General features: G+C 43.2%; 7 protein-coding genes and 3 pseudogenes. 2 read left to right on the top strand and 8 right to left on the bottom strand.

Annotated elements, in window-relative coordinates:
* The first annotated feature begins 524 nt into the window (after positions 1-524).
* Entirely contained in the window at positions 525-1,097 is a 573-nt protein-coding gene (gene thiT / locus G7Y32_RS02235; protein WP_165210051.1) for an energy-coupled thiamine transporter ThiT, read from the top strand.
* A 181-nt stretch (positions 1,098-1,278) separates the two neighbouring features.
* Here thiT and G7Y32_RS02230 read toward each other — a convergent pair.
* From G7Y32_RS02230 to G7Y32_RS02225, 3 genes and pseudogenes are all read right to left on the bottom strand, one after another.
* A pseudogene (locus tag G7Y32_RS02230) lies at positions 1,279-6,294 on the bottom strand (antigen I/II family LPXTG-anchored adhesin); the annotation flags it as partial.
* Positions 6,295-6,438: 144 nt separating this feature from the next.
* A pseudogene (locus G7Y32_RS10530) lies at positions 6,439-6,546 on the bottom strand (putative cross-wall-targeting lipoprotein signal domain-containing protein); the annotation flags it as partial.
* A gap of 827 nt (positions 6,547-7,373) precedes the next feature.
* Positions 7,374-7,925, bottom strand: coding sequence for a DUF3267 domain-containing protein (locus G7Y32_RS02225; RefSeq protein ID WP_165210045.1), 552 nt, complete (start codon positions 7,923-7,925; stop codon positions 7,374-7,376).
* 538 nt (positions 7,926-8,463) lie between these two features.
* Here G7Y32_RS02225 and G7Y32_RS02220 point away from each other — a divergent pair.
* Positions 8,464-8,695: pseudogene (locus G7Y32_RS02220) on the top strand (IS3 family transposase); the annotation flags it as partial.
* Between the two features lie 135 nt (positions 8,696-8,830).
* Here the strand turns inward: G7Y32_RS02220 and G7Y32_RS02215 are convergent.
* The 5 genes from G7Y32_RS02215 to G7Y32_RS02195 form a co-directional block, all read right to left on the bottom strand.
* Positions 8,831-10,006 carry a pyridoxal phosphate-dependent aminotransferase gene (locus G7Y32_RS02215; RefSeq protein WP_165210042.1) on the bottom strand — a complete coding sequence of 392 codons (1,176 nt, stop codon included), beginning with the start codon at positions 10,004-10,006 and terminating at the stop codon, positions 8,831-8,833.
* A 10-nt stretch (positions 10,007-10,016) separates the two neighbouring features.
* Positions 10,017-10,799, bottom strand: a complete 783-nt coding sequence (locus G7Y32_RS02210; protein WP_165210040.1) for a carbon-nitrogen family hydrolase — start codon at positions 10,797-10,799, stop codon at positions 10,017-10,019.
* Between the two features lie 154 nt (positions 10,800-10,953).
* Complete coding sequence (locus tag G7Y32_RS02205) at positions 10,954-11,511, bottom strand: DUF3267 domain-containing protein (RefSeq protein WP_165210038.1); 558 nt, start codon at positions 11,509-11,511, stop codon at positions 10,954-10,956.
* Between the two features lie 836 nt (positions 11,512-12,347).
* A complete protein-coding gene (gene alaS / locus G7Y32_RS02200; protein WP_165210036.1) occupies positions 12,348-14,966 on the bottom strand; it encodes an alanine--tRNA ligase in 2,619 nt (872 codons plus the stop codon).
* A gap of 35 nt (positions 14,967-15,001) precedes the next feature.
* Positions 15,002-15,502, bottom strand: coding sequence for an LURP-one-related/scramblase family protein (locus tag G7Y32_RS02195; RefSeq protein ID WP_165210034.1), 501 nt, complete (start codon positions 15,500-15,502; stop codon positions 15,002-15,004).
* Positions 15,503-15,561 lie beyond the last annotated feature (59 nt).

The following is a 15,561-nucleotide window of genomic DNA, read 5'->3' as shown; positions in this document are numbered from 1 at the left end:
TATGCCATAGTTTTGAAAAATATATGACATTTTTCTGTTTATTACAGAATAATTATAATTCAACTTCTAATTCCTTCCTCTTAAAACTTAATACGATGCATTTACTTTATTTTAGCTATTTTTGAAGCATCTGCACATCGTCACTTTGTTTAATGTGGTTTTTTGAATATATATTTATAGGGAAAAGTACTTTGCCAGGTCATTTGCCACTAATTTAGCAGATCTGCTGATGATTTAGGAAATGTAGCAAGAGTAGGAACTTGTTAAATGAGCAGATTTCTGCTATGATGTAGGCGTCACAAGAGGAGCTTTTGCTGAGAATGATCTCCAGTTTTAAGTAAATTCCATAACATTGGAGTTTTGCGTAGAGTCTGGGTGTCTAAACTCTTTGAACCTGAACAAGGTAATGCTTGCGTAAGGGATGTGCAGAAATAAGTGGATTAGTCAAAGTCCTGCTTATCTCAGTTTTGATTGTGGCAAATCAAATCAATTGCCCAGTCAGACTGGGCTAAGGAGGATTTTTTATGCAAAAAACAAATGTTGCTTCGATGGCTGAAATAGCTATCTTTGCTGGTCTGGCTATGGTACTGGATTTCTTTACCCAGCCGATGTCAATCGGTCCTTGGATTTCCTTATCCTTTAAGATGGTCCCTATCTTTTTAATCGCCTTTCGCCGAGGCACCAAGCCTGCTATCGTAGCAGGCTTGATCTGGGGGATCCTGCAAGTTGCGCTTGGTCAGGCAGCTGGGGGTTGGCTCAATCTCTGGCAAGGTTTTTTAGAATACTTCGTTGCCTTTAGTTTGATCGGCTTTGCCGGCATCATCAGGCCTTTATTCAATCAAACTCTTAAAAAAAATCAGCCCTTAAGGAGCTGGGCCATTATGGTTCTTGGGATTTTAATCGGCAGCCTGTCTCGCTATATCATCCATTTTATTGCTGGAATTATTTTCTGGGGAAGCTACGCTCCTAAGGGGCAGTCAGCTCTCGTCTACTCTGCTATTATCAATGGTTCTTCTTGCTTGGGTGAAACCTTAGCCTGCATTATTGCTCTAAGTCTGCTTTTTCCCTTTATTAAACGTTTTCTGCTAGTAAATTAAAGAAAAACTTAGGTCCAAAAGGTTTTGATTTCAAGAATCATCAAACTCTAAATGATCAATCAAATAAAAAAGTGAACAAGATAGTATTCTGAACAATGGAAAACTCATTTTGTTCGCGTTTTCTTCAAAATAATACAGAAAAAATGAGAAAGGTGTACTTTCTCATTTTTTGCAGTATTCCTTAGTTTTTCTTACGGCGGATGCCAAGCAGACTAAAGCCGGCTGTCAGGCTAACTAATCCTAATAGAGGCATGTAAGCATTGTTAGTATCGCCAGTAGCTGGCAGGTGACCGGTTTGTGGCGGAGCCGGCTGATAAGCCTTTTCCTTAACCGGACGATAGAGGACCGTATGGCTAGTCTTAGGATCTTCTGGCGTCTTAGGCTCCGGTGTGCTGGTGCGAACCGTGTTTGAGCTATAAGTGATGCCATTAACCGTATTAACATAGGTATTTTCAAAGGTTCCAACGGCAATCCGCTTCATTTGCAGATAAACTTCCGCTTGGAAGGCCGAATCAACAGAGACAGACCGTAAGAAGTCTTCCTTAAAGCTGATAAGAATCCGACCATCAGCCTCATCGACTTGGGCTTTAGTATATTGGGTCAGGTCCGTACCTGCCTTGATGACAGTACCATCTTTGAGGGTAAGGTCAACCTTGGCAAAGGCCTTATATTGGCCCGTGTACTTATCACCTGTCTGATCGTAATCATCGTCGAAGCTATACTCGAAGAGCTCTTCAGCATGCTTTGGTGGAATGATACCACCGATCAGACGATAATTGAAGGTTTGATTGAGAGCAATCGTTTGCCCATCAATATTAGTCAAATCGGCGGGATCAAGAGTCAGTGTCACATCCTTCTTAGGATCAATCTTAGGGACATTGTTAATCACTGGGTTGGACTCATAGCCGTTACCGAAATCAATTTGATAGGCCCTGTTTTCGTAGCCGCCACCTGTTTTACCCATTGCAGCCTTGACAACCATTGGTGTCACAATGGTCAAATCAATACCTTTAACGACATAAGTATCATAGAAGGCCTGCGGATTATCGGCTGTAAAGAGCTGGAAGGCGCCTTTTGGTGTGATGTTAGCCTTTTGAAGCATCTCACGAACCGTCTCTGGAGCAGCTTCAAGGCTGGCATAATCAGTCACGCTGATACCTGTTACAGCCTTACCGCCAGTATCAGTAATTTTGACCAAATCTGGACGCAGATCGAGGGCTTCTTCTGGATAATCCTCTAGATAGAAGAATCCTTTTTGGATACTTTCTTTACCAGAGCTATCACCCTTGTATTGGTCCAAGTCCCAAGTCAATTCATAGTAGTTTGTTGAACCTGCTAAGACGGCCTTCCCATCGATCACCACGCCATTTTCATTTTTATTGACCTTGTGCGGCTTGATATAGCTGTTGTTTGGATGTTTAGGGTCGTTTGGTTTCCCTGGAGTGGTTACTCGAACAATATTGGATTTAATACCGTAGGCATCGTTGACCGTCAGAGTGAAATTATTGGTATAGATAGCACCATCATTCAGTACTTGGCCAACAATCGTTGGGTAAATAGTTGAAACCGTCTTGGTCAGATCTTTATTGAGGTTGGCTAATGTTTCTGCAGTGGCTGTGAAAGTTACTGTATTCGTAGCTTCGTCATAGCTAGTGTCAAAGCCAGGACTAGCAACCTTTGTAGCTTCTAAATTAAATTGATAGCCACTTGGCAATGGATCCACCAGAACAAAGGAAGTCGTTTCGGGACGACCAGCTGGTAAATCTGCGGTTAACAATTGGAACTTAACAGTTGATTGCTTAGCTACTAAAGTCTTATCAATATCAAGATTATCGCTATTCTTGATTGCCTTGGTTACACCTGGCTGAATCGCTAATTTGTAGTAGTGATAGCGAACCCTTGGCACGCTGACTGGATCAGGTACCTTCTCATAAACAGGGTCAACAGGTGGGGTTGGCAGAGTTTCATAGTTGGGTTCAGATGGCTTAGTTGGTTCCGGCTGGTCCGGTGTACGAGTTGGCGGCGTTGGCTCTGGATCGTAGTTGGGTTCGACCGGTGCCGGTTCCTGAGGCTGCTCCACTTCATAGTTGGGTTCAGCCGGTTTATTCGGTTCCGGCTCATCCGGTGTATGAGTTGGCGGCGTTGGCTCTGGATCGTACTTGGGTTCGACTGGGGCTGGTTCCTGAGGCTGCTCCACTTCATAGTTGGGTTCATCTGGTTTATTCGGTTCCGGCTGATCCGGCGTACGAGTCGGTGGGGTTGGCTCTGGATCGTACTTGGGTTCGACTGGTGCCGGTTCTGATGGTTTTTCTACTTCATAGTTAGGCTCATCTGGTTTGTTTGGTTCCGGCTGATCCGGCGTACGAGTTGGCGGCGTTGGCTCTGGATCGTACTTGGGTTCGACTGGTGCCGGTTCTGATGGTTTTTCTACTTCATAGTTAGGCTCATCTGGTTTGTTTGGTTCCGGCTGATCCGGCGTACGAGTCGGCGGTGTTGGCTCTGGATCGTACTTGGGTTCTACCGGAGCTGGCTCCAAGTCCTTTTCGACCTCGTAAACAGGTTCTGAGGGCTGAGTTGGGGCTACTGGCGGTGTTGGTTCAGATTCCATCGGTTTATTAGGAATGTCCTTTGCCTTTATCTTAGAATCAAAAGCGAACCATATTCCCGAAGCGTTTTCGGCAGAAAGCGTAAATTTAATATCGGGACCAGTTTGTTTACCAACAATAGCTCCATACCAATTCAATGGGGAATCCGAACTATCCCATTCACCGCTTTCAAATCTTGACTGATTGGCCTTAGTATAGTTTGGAGTAGCAGCATATAAGCCATCCCCATTGTCTTTTACAGAAGAGCCGTTTATTTCAATGGCCGTTCCCGTATGATAATTAACCTTTTCAATTGTATTTATACCATTATACTGCGGCCAGCCATGTCCTCTGTTAAGTGAAGAGAAATCTAGCAAGGCACCCGTTGCATCGATCTTATTTCCATCTTCATCATAAAACTTAATGTCGACATCAATACTCTGTGAGCCAAAGAACTCAAAATAATATATTGTTTGTGTAGGATCATCATATAGCATCGCAGGTATTTTATCAGCATTAAGACTGGTATCTTTTAACGTATATATGAATTCGGCAGACGCAATCCTTTTACCATTCAACTCTGAATTCTTTAGGTTGCTGTACCGTGCAACAACAGGTTTACCTTTTGGCAAAAATACTCGCTTGCCCGGCCAATCTGCACTATCTTGAATGCCACCCCAAAAATGATCATAGGCCACTCGTCTCTTTTCTGTATTAAATGGCGTATCTGCCTTAATATAGTCCATTTTATCTGCTTCAGCATAGAATTCGTCAGCATTATAGACTTTATCTCCCGATGTAATTTCGAGGGTAGCATTTTTTTCTTGCTCAAAAATAAAGGGTTGCGATTCTGGTGATGGTAAATAGCCATCATCATTTTTGTGTTTTTCCAGTTCCGCCAAGGCAGCCTTATAAGCGGCTTGAGCATCTTCATAAGCTTTTAACTTGGTTTGATAGTCAGCTAAATCTTTTTGGTACTGGGTTAAGTCATTTTGATATTGGGCTAATTTAGCTTCGTAATCAGCCTTGGCTTGGGCATTGCGCTGTTTAATAGCGGCATTCTCGGCTGCAATCTCAGCATTCTTTGCTTGGTTGTCCTTAACAGCTTGGTCATAAGCTGCCTTGGCATCGGCATTAGCTTTTTGCACCCGAGCCAATTCAGTTTCATAGGCTAATTTTTTAGCTTGGTAGTCAGCTTCATTGTCTGCATTGTTCTTTTGAACAGCAGCCAAATCTTTCTGATATTGGGCCAATTTGGCTTCGTAATCAGCCTTGGCTTGGACATTGCGCTGCCTGATAGCGGCATTTTCCGCTGCAATCTCAGCATTCTTTGCTTGGTTGTCCTTAACAGCTTGGTCATAAGCTAACTTGGCATCGGCATTGGCTTTTTGTACCCGAGCCAATTCAGTTTCGTAGGCTAATTTTTTAGCTTGGTAGTCTGCTTCATTGTCTGCATTGTTCTTTTGAACAGCAGCCAAATCTTTTTGATATTGAGCCAATTTGGCTTCGTAATCAGCCTTGGCTTGGGCATTGCGCTGCCTGATAGCGGCATTTTCCGCTGCAATCTCAGCATTCTTTGCTTGGTTGTCCTTAACAGCTTGGTCATAAGCTGCCTTGGCATCGGCATTGGCTTTTTGCACCCGAGCCAATTCAGTTTCGTAGGCTAATTGTTTAGCTTGGTAGTCAGCTTCATTGTCTGCATTATTCTTTTGAACAGCAGCCAAATCTTTTTGATATTGAGCCAATTTGGCTTCGTAATCAGCCTTGGCTTGGGCATTACGCTGCCTGATAGCAGTATTTGCCGCCTTAATCTCTTCATTCTTGGCGGTGTTAGCAGCGACTGCTTGCTCATAGGCTGTTTTGGCAGCCGCATTAGCCGCTTGCACACGGGCTAGCTCTTGCTCGTAAGCCGCTTTTTTGGCTTGGTAGTCGGCTTCATTAGCCGCATTCCCTGCTTGGACTGCCGCTAGGTCTTTCTGATATTGGGCCAATTTGGCTTCATAGTCAGCCTTGGCTTGAGCATTGCGCTGCCTGATGGCGGCATTTTCTGCAAGGATAGCTGCATTTTTGGTATTATTGGCTGCGACAGCTTCTTCATAAGCCTTCTTGGCAGCTGCATTGGCTTGTTGTACGCGGGCTAACTCTTTTTCATAAGCTTCCTTAGCCGCTGCATAGGCAGCTTGAGTATCTGTATTAATTTGTTGGACAGCTGCTAAATCTTTTTGATATTGAGCTAATTTGGCTTCATAGTCGGCCTTGGCCTGAGCATTTTTATTGGTTATGCGTTCAACTTCAGCCTTGTTAGCGGCTAAAGCCTGTTCATACTGGGCTTTCTTGGCGGCATTTTCTTGATTAATACGATCGGTTTCTGCTTGATTAGCAGCCACATCGGCCTTGTAGGTTTCTGTTGTGGTTTTGATGGCTTCCGCTTGCTTGCTGTAGTCTGCCTTGATTTCACTTGATTTTTCATCTGCTTCTTGGGACGTCCCCACAGTTCCCTTGTCAACGGTTTCATCTTGTGATACTGTTACACCAGCTTCAGTAGCGGATTTCACGGCTTCGTCAAGCTCAGTGGTCGCTACATTGACAGGCATCGAACCAGTCTTTTCTCCCTCCTGAGCCTGACTGGTCTCTGCTTGACTGCTAGAGTCTGCCTGTTTATCAGGCAGGTTGGTTGCGGGATTCCCAGTCTCCGTTCCAACAACTGCTGTTGTATCAATACTTGATGTTGTGCTGTTCATCATATCTTCAGCTAGTACCTTTTGACCTGCTACAGACACAACAATAGCAGTTCCCAACAAGGCACCACAAAGGCTCTTACTGATCTTACTCTTGCGAAAACCAAACGTTTCTTTGCGTTTCATCTCTACTCCTTTTAATCGAATTGTAACATTCTAGTTTTTTTGATGACATTGATGTCATATTACCATTTTATGAGGAACTAAACAAGCTAATTGGCTTTTATTTATTGGCAACTGATCATTTTTAGAAATTTACCAAATTCTAAGTTAGCCTGTCTCTAAAAATATCTTAGAAGATGTGTCATCAAGGAGGTTTTTAAGAGAATTATTAAACCTGTTTTCAATGTCTACTGTCAGATCTTCGTCGTACTTTTGTCCCTCTAGCTAACCAGTGTCAAATCAAGCATTATGTTTCTTATGAGTCTCTCTTTTACGATAGATGTAAGGATGAGTGCAGTCACTATGAGCAATTCGTTTTTTCAGAATAGGTCACTGCTCATCCTTTCTTCATCCTATCCATTTCAATTTAAATGTGTCATGATTTATCGAGTCAGTTAATAACTTGGAATTCCTGTTTTTGGTAAGTTTGGGAAATTTTTGTCGTTTGTGCAAGCATTTACTTTAATAGTAATTTTCTAGCATAGCAGAAAACTTGATTCATCATATTTTTTCCTCAATTTTCTAGAATAGATTGGACTGTCTCATCAGCTTAGGAACACAGAAAACAAAAAGACAGCTCATCAAGAACTCTGCCTTCACATTTTAAACAAATCTGCATGACTGCCTGTATACACATAAAAGACCTCTCATTCCTTTTGATGAAATGATGGCCCTTTCTTGCCGTTCAATATTGTAGCTAGAAGCATTTATTGTTCCAAAACTAAGTTTGGCCTGTGAAAAATTGAGCCATAAGCCTTAGATTATTTTATTTTTAAATTTTCTACTGATCCTCAGGCCTGATAAAACTTGATTATCAGCTCTTTAATCTCAATTAAGAGCTGATATTTGCGGTATTTCCAAAAAATAAGGTAGACAAAATAAAAATCTTTAGTGCAGGCTGCTGTATGCAGGACGCTCAAAACGAGATAGGTGAAGGAAGAAAGCCAACCTAGGGCTAAAACGAGGGTTAAAACAAGGCTGGTTAGGACAAAGGGAGCCAGATAAACAATCAGCATCTGCCCTTTGGGATAGTAGGAACCTGGACTGGCGGCATTAAAAAAGCCTAGATACCATTTGGAACCGTATTTTACAGGATTATTGGGGTTAAAGAGCTTTAAGTAGAAAGCATGAATTCCCTCGTGAATGACTAACAGGAGAACTAAATCGAAGAGGAAGAAAAAAGGTTCCCACCAATTGATATAAAAGGAGGAGGTGCCTGTGATAGCGATAGCCAGTCGAGAAAAGAGATAGTAATAAGGGAAACAGAGCAGGAGACTCAATAGTTTTAAGCCAATGATCAGCCCTTTTCGCTTTAAGATATTTAACTCAGCAATCAATTTCATAGTAGGCCTCTCCCCCTGCGCTCTAGTAACTTATCTCCTATCGTCATTATTGTTATTATTGTTTAATATTTTCTGATTTCACTCTCTCATTGTACCATGAGAGATTTAATTTGCCAATGACAGACTGAAAAGATTAGGAGGAACTTTCGAAAATAGATTGAAAAGAAAAGCTGCTTTTTCCTCTATAGGAGGCAGCAGCTAGTGGTAAAGTTCCAATGCTTATTTTTATAAAAACTTGTAGAGACCTTAAAAGCGTTTATGATAATCATCTTGCCAAGATTTCTCCTGTCCGCAAAAATATTAAAAAAAACGTATGGTTAATGACCCAGTCCAAATGCCATAGATTATGCCTAAGAACTAGGTAGAACCAGCTATAGCGAGCAAAAAAATTATAAATCTGATCAGGAATTGTAATATTCGGTCACCATAGAGACATAGAGACCATTGGAAAGTGCCTGATTGGGCAAAAACCAGAACTGCCGATTGTCTTCGATATCATCAAGGATATCAGGATATCCTCAGGCTTTTACCCGATGAAGGCATTCATCTGTCTGTGTCACGTAAGGGAAATAGTCCTGATAATGGTATGATGAAATCTTTCTTCGGTATTCTCAAATCTGAGATGTTCTACGGTTTTGAGAAATCTTATCAAACTTGACGAACTTGAACAAGCTATTACAGACTACATTTTTTACTACACCAACAAGCGATTTAAAATAAAATTCAAAGGACTTAGCCCTGTCCAATACAGAACTAAATCCTTTCGATAATTTCTTATCTAACTTTTTGGGATCAGTACATGATAGGTGCTTAAAAAAACAAGTCTAAAGGAACCCTAATACATGATTTTGATCAGGGTTGCTGGCCCCCAGTGCCCCAGTGGGACAGCTTATACTTTGGTTCGTTTAAAACAAGTCTAGCTGTCCAATACGCTCAACAGCTTGAACCAGCCGGTCTGGCTCAACCAAAAGACCGATTCTGACATAGCCGTCACCTTCCTGACCGAACCCTATTCCTGGGGCAACGGCAACATGGGCTTTCTCTAACAGGAGATCCGCGAAGCTTTGATTATTAAACCCCTCAGGCACAGGCATCCAGGCATAAAAGGACCCCTTAGACGGGAAGGCCTGCCAACCAATCTGGGCAGCTGCTTGGACGAAGGCCTTCCGTCTTTGGTCGTATCTCTGGTTGAGGGCTACAATGGCCTCTTTGGCTCTTGGATCCGATAAGGCCGCCACCCCCGCATCCTGAATGGCAGGAAAGATACTGACAAAGAGGTGATCCTGAATGAGATTGAGGGCCTCAATCATATCTGCATTACCAGCTGCGAAGGCTAAACGCCAGCCAGCCATATTAAAGGTTTTGGAGAAGGTATAGAGCTCAACGCCAACATCCTTAGCACCTGGTGTGGATAGAAAGCTAGGATTTTTATAGCCTTGGTAACCCAGAGCGCCATAAGCAAAATCGCTGACGACACCGACTTCATATTTCTTGGCCCACGCCACCAAGTTTTCATAAAATTCCGGAGTGGCCACAGCGCCTGTTGGATTATTGGGATAGTTAATATAGATGAATTTAGCACGACGAGCAGTCTCCTCGGGAATGGCAGTCAAATCAGGCAGGAAGTCATTTTCTACCAGTAGAGGATAAGTCTCACAATCCACCTGCCCCAAAGCAACCGCTGAGAGATAGTCTGGATAGCCTGGGTCAGGCAAGAGCAAGAGGTCACCAGGATTCATTAAGGCCCAGGGTAATTCGACCAAGCCAATTTTAGATCCTCCTAAAACACAGATTTCTGTTTGGCTGTCTAAATCAACCTGATAATTTGTCTTGTAAAAGTCAGCTGCTGCCTCCTTGAAAGGAGGATTCCCGCGAAAGAGGGAGTATTTATGGGAGGCTGGCTTGGCTGCAGAATCCTGCAAGGCTTTCACAATAAAGTCGTAGGTTGGCTGGTCAGGATTCCCTTGACCGAGGTTGATGACATCAGCCCCTTGAGCAATCTTAGCATTAACCTTGGCCACTAGATCTGCAAAAAATTGTTTGGGTAAGTCTTTTAATAAATCAGATGTTTCAAATTTCATAGCTATCCTCCTAATGATAGAGTTCTGGTCTGCGATCCTCAAAAACTGGAATATTTCCACGGACCTGAGCTATTTGGGCTAAGTTCAAGTCGGCCGTAAAGATCCCTGTCTCATCATCTGGTGCTTGAAGGATGACATTCCCCAGAGGATCAATAACCATGGAATGCCCACTAAAATGATTGTCAGGATCATCTCCTACTCGATTAACCGCCACCACATAGGCCTGATTTTCAACAGCACGGGCTCTTAAGAGAAGCTCCCACTGCTGCACTCGGATTTGAGGCCACTCTGCTACGACGAAGAGAATTTGAGGCCCATCAGACATGAGGGTCCGCAACCATTCAGGAAAACGAATATCATAGCAAATAACAGAAGCTGCTTTAATGCCAGCTACTTCAAAGAGGCTTCGGTCAGATCCTGCTGTCAGATAGCGATCCTCTGCCATCAAACCAAAAAGGTGAGCCTTGTCATAGGTTGTTAAGAGTTGCCCCTCTTTGTTATAGATATAGGTTCGATTGAAAAAATGACTGCCTTCTTTGACAGCCACTGAACCGCCGACAAGAGCTACCTTATTCTCTCTAGCAAACTTACTAAGCAGTTGCTGAGTCTGCCGGCCATCCTTATCAGCCAGCCGGTCTAAATCGGACAAGGCATAGCCTGTATTCCACATTTCAGGTAAAACAATAACATCAGGATTTTCTTGGGCAGCCTGCTCTAGGAGCTCCAAAACCTTCTCGAAATTAGTTTGAGGCTGTCCATATAAAATATCCATTTGAATTAGGGAAATACGCATAAAATACCACCTTTCACGCCGATGTTGCCTATATTTTAACACAATTATTATTATCTGATTATTCTGAACTCAGTAATTCATCGATTTTTTAGCAAAAAAACCAAGTCCGGATAGACTTGGTAGATGACTGGCTAGTTAGACCTGACTTAGAAGACTAGCCCTGAAAAATCTTAATCCCCTCTTCATTGTTTTCTACTAAAATCTTATTGTGACGATATTTCCAAGTCATGATATACACATAGTAAAAATCGCCACTACAAGCAGCCGCATGCAAGCTGACAATAAAGAGGTAAATGGGATCCGATAGCCGACCTAATGCTAGAACAACAGTTAATAGGAGACTATTGATAATAAAAGGACTGGTTCCAATGACTAGCATTTTTCCCTTACTATAAAGGGAACCTGAGCAGGTAGTATAGAGTATGAAGAATCTCCAAATCACACCAAATTTAACCTTGCTTTTAGGCTTAAAAAGTTTGAAGAAGATACCATGAATGCCCTCATGCAGGATAAAGATAGTCATGATCAAAGCAATGAGAGCGAAGGGTTCCCAGGCCCTAATATTAAGGCGAATTCCTGAGCTACCAGTTACTATGGGAATAAGCTTAGCGAATAGATAAAGAAAAGGAAACCAGAGTAGGAGAGAGGCGAGATTCAGCCCTAATACCAGACGCTTATTATCTCTAATATTAATCTCTTGAAGTAAGGTCATAGATCTGCCCTCTTTCAGTTTATTTCACTTATAGTTTATATGATTGGGGTCACTTTAACAAGCTTCTACTGAAAAATTACTAAATTGAAAAAGTTCTGAACCAGAGGTTACAAGAAATCGAAACTAATTATCTTAGGACTTTTAATACGAGGTTCAAAGCTCTCTGGAAGCAGCCACATAACTGGTGGTTTTCGCTAACCAAAAAGAGGCTGAGACAAAAGTTCTCAGCCTTATTCTTTGGTCAATTTTATTTGCTAGGCACAGTGGTTGGGAGTAAGACTTGTTGGCTCTGCCAAGAAGTCTTTCCCATGCACAGTTATGAGGTGCTTTAACACCAATGAACCACTGCTGGTTGGATAATTCTTATCTTTGGGGGCAGTCCCATTTTCAGGTGCCCCCCTTAAACAGTCCACTGGACTGTTTAACTGCTACGCAAGTGATAGCTCCAACAGTTTAGGGAACTGTTGGAGAATGTCCAATTCTATGAACGTTAGTTCATATCAATCCCTAATCAACTGTGCGGAGGTGGGTTAAAAAGCTCTGGTAGAGCTTTTTAATCGGGAAATAAAGCTTGCAACGCAAGTGTCAAAATGCTCCAGTGGACTTTGGCGGTTTAGGTATAGACTGCCAAACGCCTGCCACCTAAAAACAGGAGAGTGGCAGAGCTCTGAGCCTTAAAATAAGAGAGCGAGGACAATCAAATTCTTCGAATGATTGATTTCTTATACGTAATCTTCAGAGATTACAATGCTTTGTGGGTGATTGCACAACAATCATCGCGGTTTGTCCCGCTTTCTTTTTATTCCTATTGCATTGAGACAGTCAGCTAACTCAGCTTAGAGCTTTTCGGCCACAGCGGCTAGAAGAGCTTGGATAGCTGAGGCGTCTGAACCTCCAGCCATAGCCATGTCTGGCTTACCGCCACCGCGACCTGAGACAATTGGAGCCAGTTCCTTGATGAGGTTGCCAGCGTGGATATCCTTAGCCTTGCTGGCGACAAGGACATTGACCTTGGCATCGATGCTCGCCGCTAGAACAAGAACATCTGAGTAATCCGCCTGTTTCCATTTGTCCGCAAATGTGCGCAGAGCACCAGCATCTGAAACCTCTACTTGACTAGCAATGTAGCGGATACCATGTGCCTCTTTGACATCCTTAAAGATATCGCCTGCTGCGGCAGCAGCGGCTTTTTCTTTGAGTTCTGCGATTTCTTTTTGCAGATCTTTAACTTGTTCGGTCAGGTTTTGCACCTTAGTTGGCGCTTCCTTAAGCTGGGGTGCTTTGACAATCGCAGCCACTGTCTTGAGGGCATCTTCTTCCTCACGGAAGGCTTCAAACGCTTGTTGACCGGTCAGGGCGAGGATACGGCGAGTACCTGATCCGATTCCTTCTTCTTTGACGATCTTGAAGAGGCCGATTTCAGAGGTATTACCCAGATGAGTACCGCCACAGAGCTCGATAGAATAATCACCAATGACAACCACGCGCACATCCTTGCCATACTTCTCACCGAAAAGAGCCATAGCTCCCATTTCCTTAGCCGTATCAAGGTCAGTTTCAATCGTCTTGACCGCAATAGCCTTCCAGATTTGTTGGTTGACCTCTTCTTCAATACGACGGAGTTCGTCAGCTGTTACAGCCTCAAAGTGAGTGAAATCAAAGCGCAGGAAGTCTTCTTCATTGAGCGATCCAGCCTGAGTCGCATGTTCACCGATGACATTGTGAAGGGCCGCATGGAGTAAGTGAGTGGCCGTATGGTTTTTCTCAACCGCATAGCGACGTTTGTGGTCGATTTCCAAGTGATACTCTGTACCGAGAGTCAATTCGCCTTCAACCTCAACGGTATGAAGGGCTTGACCATTTGGTGCCTTTTGCACATCTGTCACACGGGCTAGGACATGGCCAGCAACATCTGTGATGACACCATGGTCAGCTACCTGTCCGCCCATTTCAGCATAGAATGGCGTTTCTTCAAAGACAAGAAGAGCTTGACCCGAAGTTACTGAGTCTGCACGCTCGTTATCCACAATGATAACTGAAAGCTTACTATCTAGGACTTCCTTCTCATAGCTGAAGGTTGATGGCTCAACGATACCTGCGAGGGTTTCGTTTTGCATCCCCATAGAACCGCCCTTGACAACGGCAGCCCGGGCTCGCTCTTGCTGCTCTTTCATGGCAGCTTGGAAACCAGCATGGTCAATCTTATATCCAGCATCCTCTGCCAACTCTTCTGTTAGTTCAACTGGGAATCCGTAGGTATCATAGAGTTTGAAAATATCCTGACCTTCCAAAGTATCCTTACCAGCCGCTTTGAGATCAGCTAAGAGCTCTTCCAAGTGACCGCTACCAGCGTCAATGGTGCGGGCAAAGGTTTCTTCTTCACGTTTAACGATTTTTTCAATAAAGTCTTGCTTTTCCAACACTTCTGGATAGTAAGATTCCATAATCTTACCAACTGTTGGAACAAGTTTGTAGAGGAAGGTATTCGTGATACCCAACTTGCGTCCGTGCATAACAGCACGACGGAGGAGACGGCGAAGAACATAACCACGACCTTCATTACCAGGAAGGGCACCGTCACCGATAGCAAAAGAAAGGGCACGGATATGGTCAGCGATGACCTTGAAACTCATGTTGTCGCCGTCTGGATCGTAGGTCTTCCCTGAGAGCTTTTCAACTTCGCGAATGATTGGCATGAAGAGGTCTGTTTCAAAGTTAGTTTTAGCCCCCTGCATGACTGCTGCCAGACGCTCTAAGCCAGCACCCGTATCAATATTTTTACTTGGGAGTTCTTTATACTCTTTACGTGGAACTTTAGGATCTGCGTTGAATTGTGATAAGACGATATTCCAGATCTCGATATAACGGTCATTTTCGATATCTTCTGCCAAGAGACGTAGACCAATATGGTCTGGGTCAAAGTCCTCACCACGGTCGTAAAAGATTTCTGTATCAGGGCCTGAAGGACCGGCACCAATTTCCCAGAAGTTATCTTCGATTGGAACCATGTGACTGGGGTCCATACCGCAGGCAACCCAACGGTCATAGGTATCCTTGTCATCTGGATAATAAGTTACATAAAGTTTTTCCTTAGGAAAGGCAAACCAGTCCGGACTAGTTAAGAGCTCATAGCCCCACTCAATCGCCTCATCACGGAAGTAATCTCCGATTGAGAAATTCCCCAGCATTTCAAACATAGTGTGGTGGCGGGCTGTCTTACCAACGTTTTCAATATCGTTAGTCCGAATAGACTTTTGCGCATTGGTAATACGGGGATTTTCTGGAATGACAGAACCATCAAAGTATTTCTTGAGGGTAGCGACCCCAGAGTTAATCCAGAGGAGGGTGGGATCATTGACCGGCACTAGGTTAGCTGATGGTTCTACGGCATGACCTTTGGATTTCCAGAAATCAAGCCACATTTGACGAATTTGTGCAGAAGTTAGTGCTTTCATGAGTATTTATAACCTTTCTATATCTTTAGTCTTAGTTAATTAGCAGCTGAGTTAGCTGCTCCCCCAGATTTCCGAGCTTTTACATAATCAATCGCTACTGTTAAAGCGATGACTAAGTCTGAATAAATTTCGTTATACACCTCAATATTATAGGTTGAAGTCATACGCAGCCATTCCTGTGAGATGCGGGCTACAAGCTCCCCGTTCTGCAGCAGGTTAAAATTCATCTCCCAGAAGTTACCCTGAACTTCCATATTCAGATTTTCGAGAGAATAGTGGGGTTTAAAGAAGGTAAAATCCCTCTTGATGGTAAAGCTTTGACCATTGGCTAAATTGACCTGAAACTTGGGCAAAAAACTCCAGAATTGCTTATCAAGCTTACCTATCAGGTTTCCCTGCATATCCATGATTTTAAAGGTCTTGGGAATTTTGAAGAGGCTGCCCTCGACCTGATAGGCTGGCATCCCTAACTCGTCATTAATGGTAAATTTTCCACCTAAGGACCACATTTTTTGTTTAATTTGAAATGTTTTCATACAGATTCCTCGATATCATAAGAAATTATAAAAAGACAAGTTCAATAATGGGGAGGGCG

The sequence above is a fragment of the Streptococcus tangpeifui genome (genome assembly GCF_011038795.1).
GTDB lineage: Bacteria > Bacillota > Bacilli > Lactobacillales > Streptococcaceae > Streptococcus > Streptococcus tangpeifui.
Note: the sequence above shows the minus strand (reverse complement) of the source record. Positions and strands in the feature narration are given on the sequence as shown.

Excerpts from the sequence above, each read along its gene's own strand:
- G7Y32_RS02210 (WP_165210040.1), bottom strand. The coding sequence starts at position 10,799 with ATGCGTATTTCCCTAATTCAAATGGATATTTTATATGGACAGCCTCAA.
- G7Y32_RS02205 (WP_165210038.1), bottom strand. The coding sequence starts at position 11,511 with ATGACCTTACTTCAAGAGATTAATATTAGAGATAATAAGCGTCTGGTA.
- G7Y32_RS02225 (WP_165210045.1), bottom strand. The coding sequence starts at position 7,925 with ATGAAATTGATTGCTGAGTTAAATATCTTAAAGCGAAAAGGGCTGATC.
- alaS (WP_165210036.1), bottom strand. The coding sequence starts at position 14,966 with ATGAAAGCACTAACTTCTGCACAAATTCGTCAAATGTGGCTTGATTTC.
- G7Y32_RS02195 (WP_165210034.1), bottom strand. The coding sequence starts at position 15,502 with ATGAAAACATTTCAAATTAAACAAAAAATGTGGTCCTTAGGTGGAAAA.
- thiT (WP_165210051.1), top strand. The coding sequence starts at position 525 with ATGCAAAAAACAAATGTTGCTTCGATGGCTGAAATAGCTATCTTTGCT.
- G7Y32_RS02215 (WP_165210042.1), bottom strand. The coding sequence starts at position 10,006 with ATGAAATTTGAAACATCTGATTTATTAAAAGACTTACCCAAACAATTT.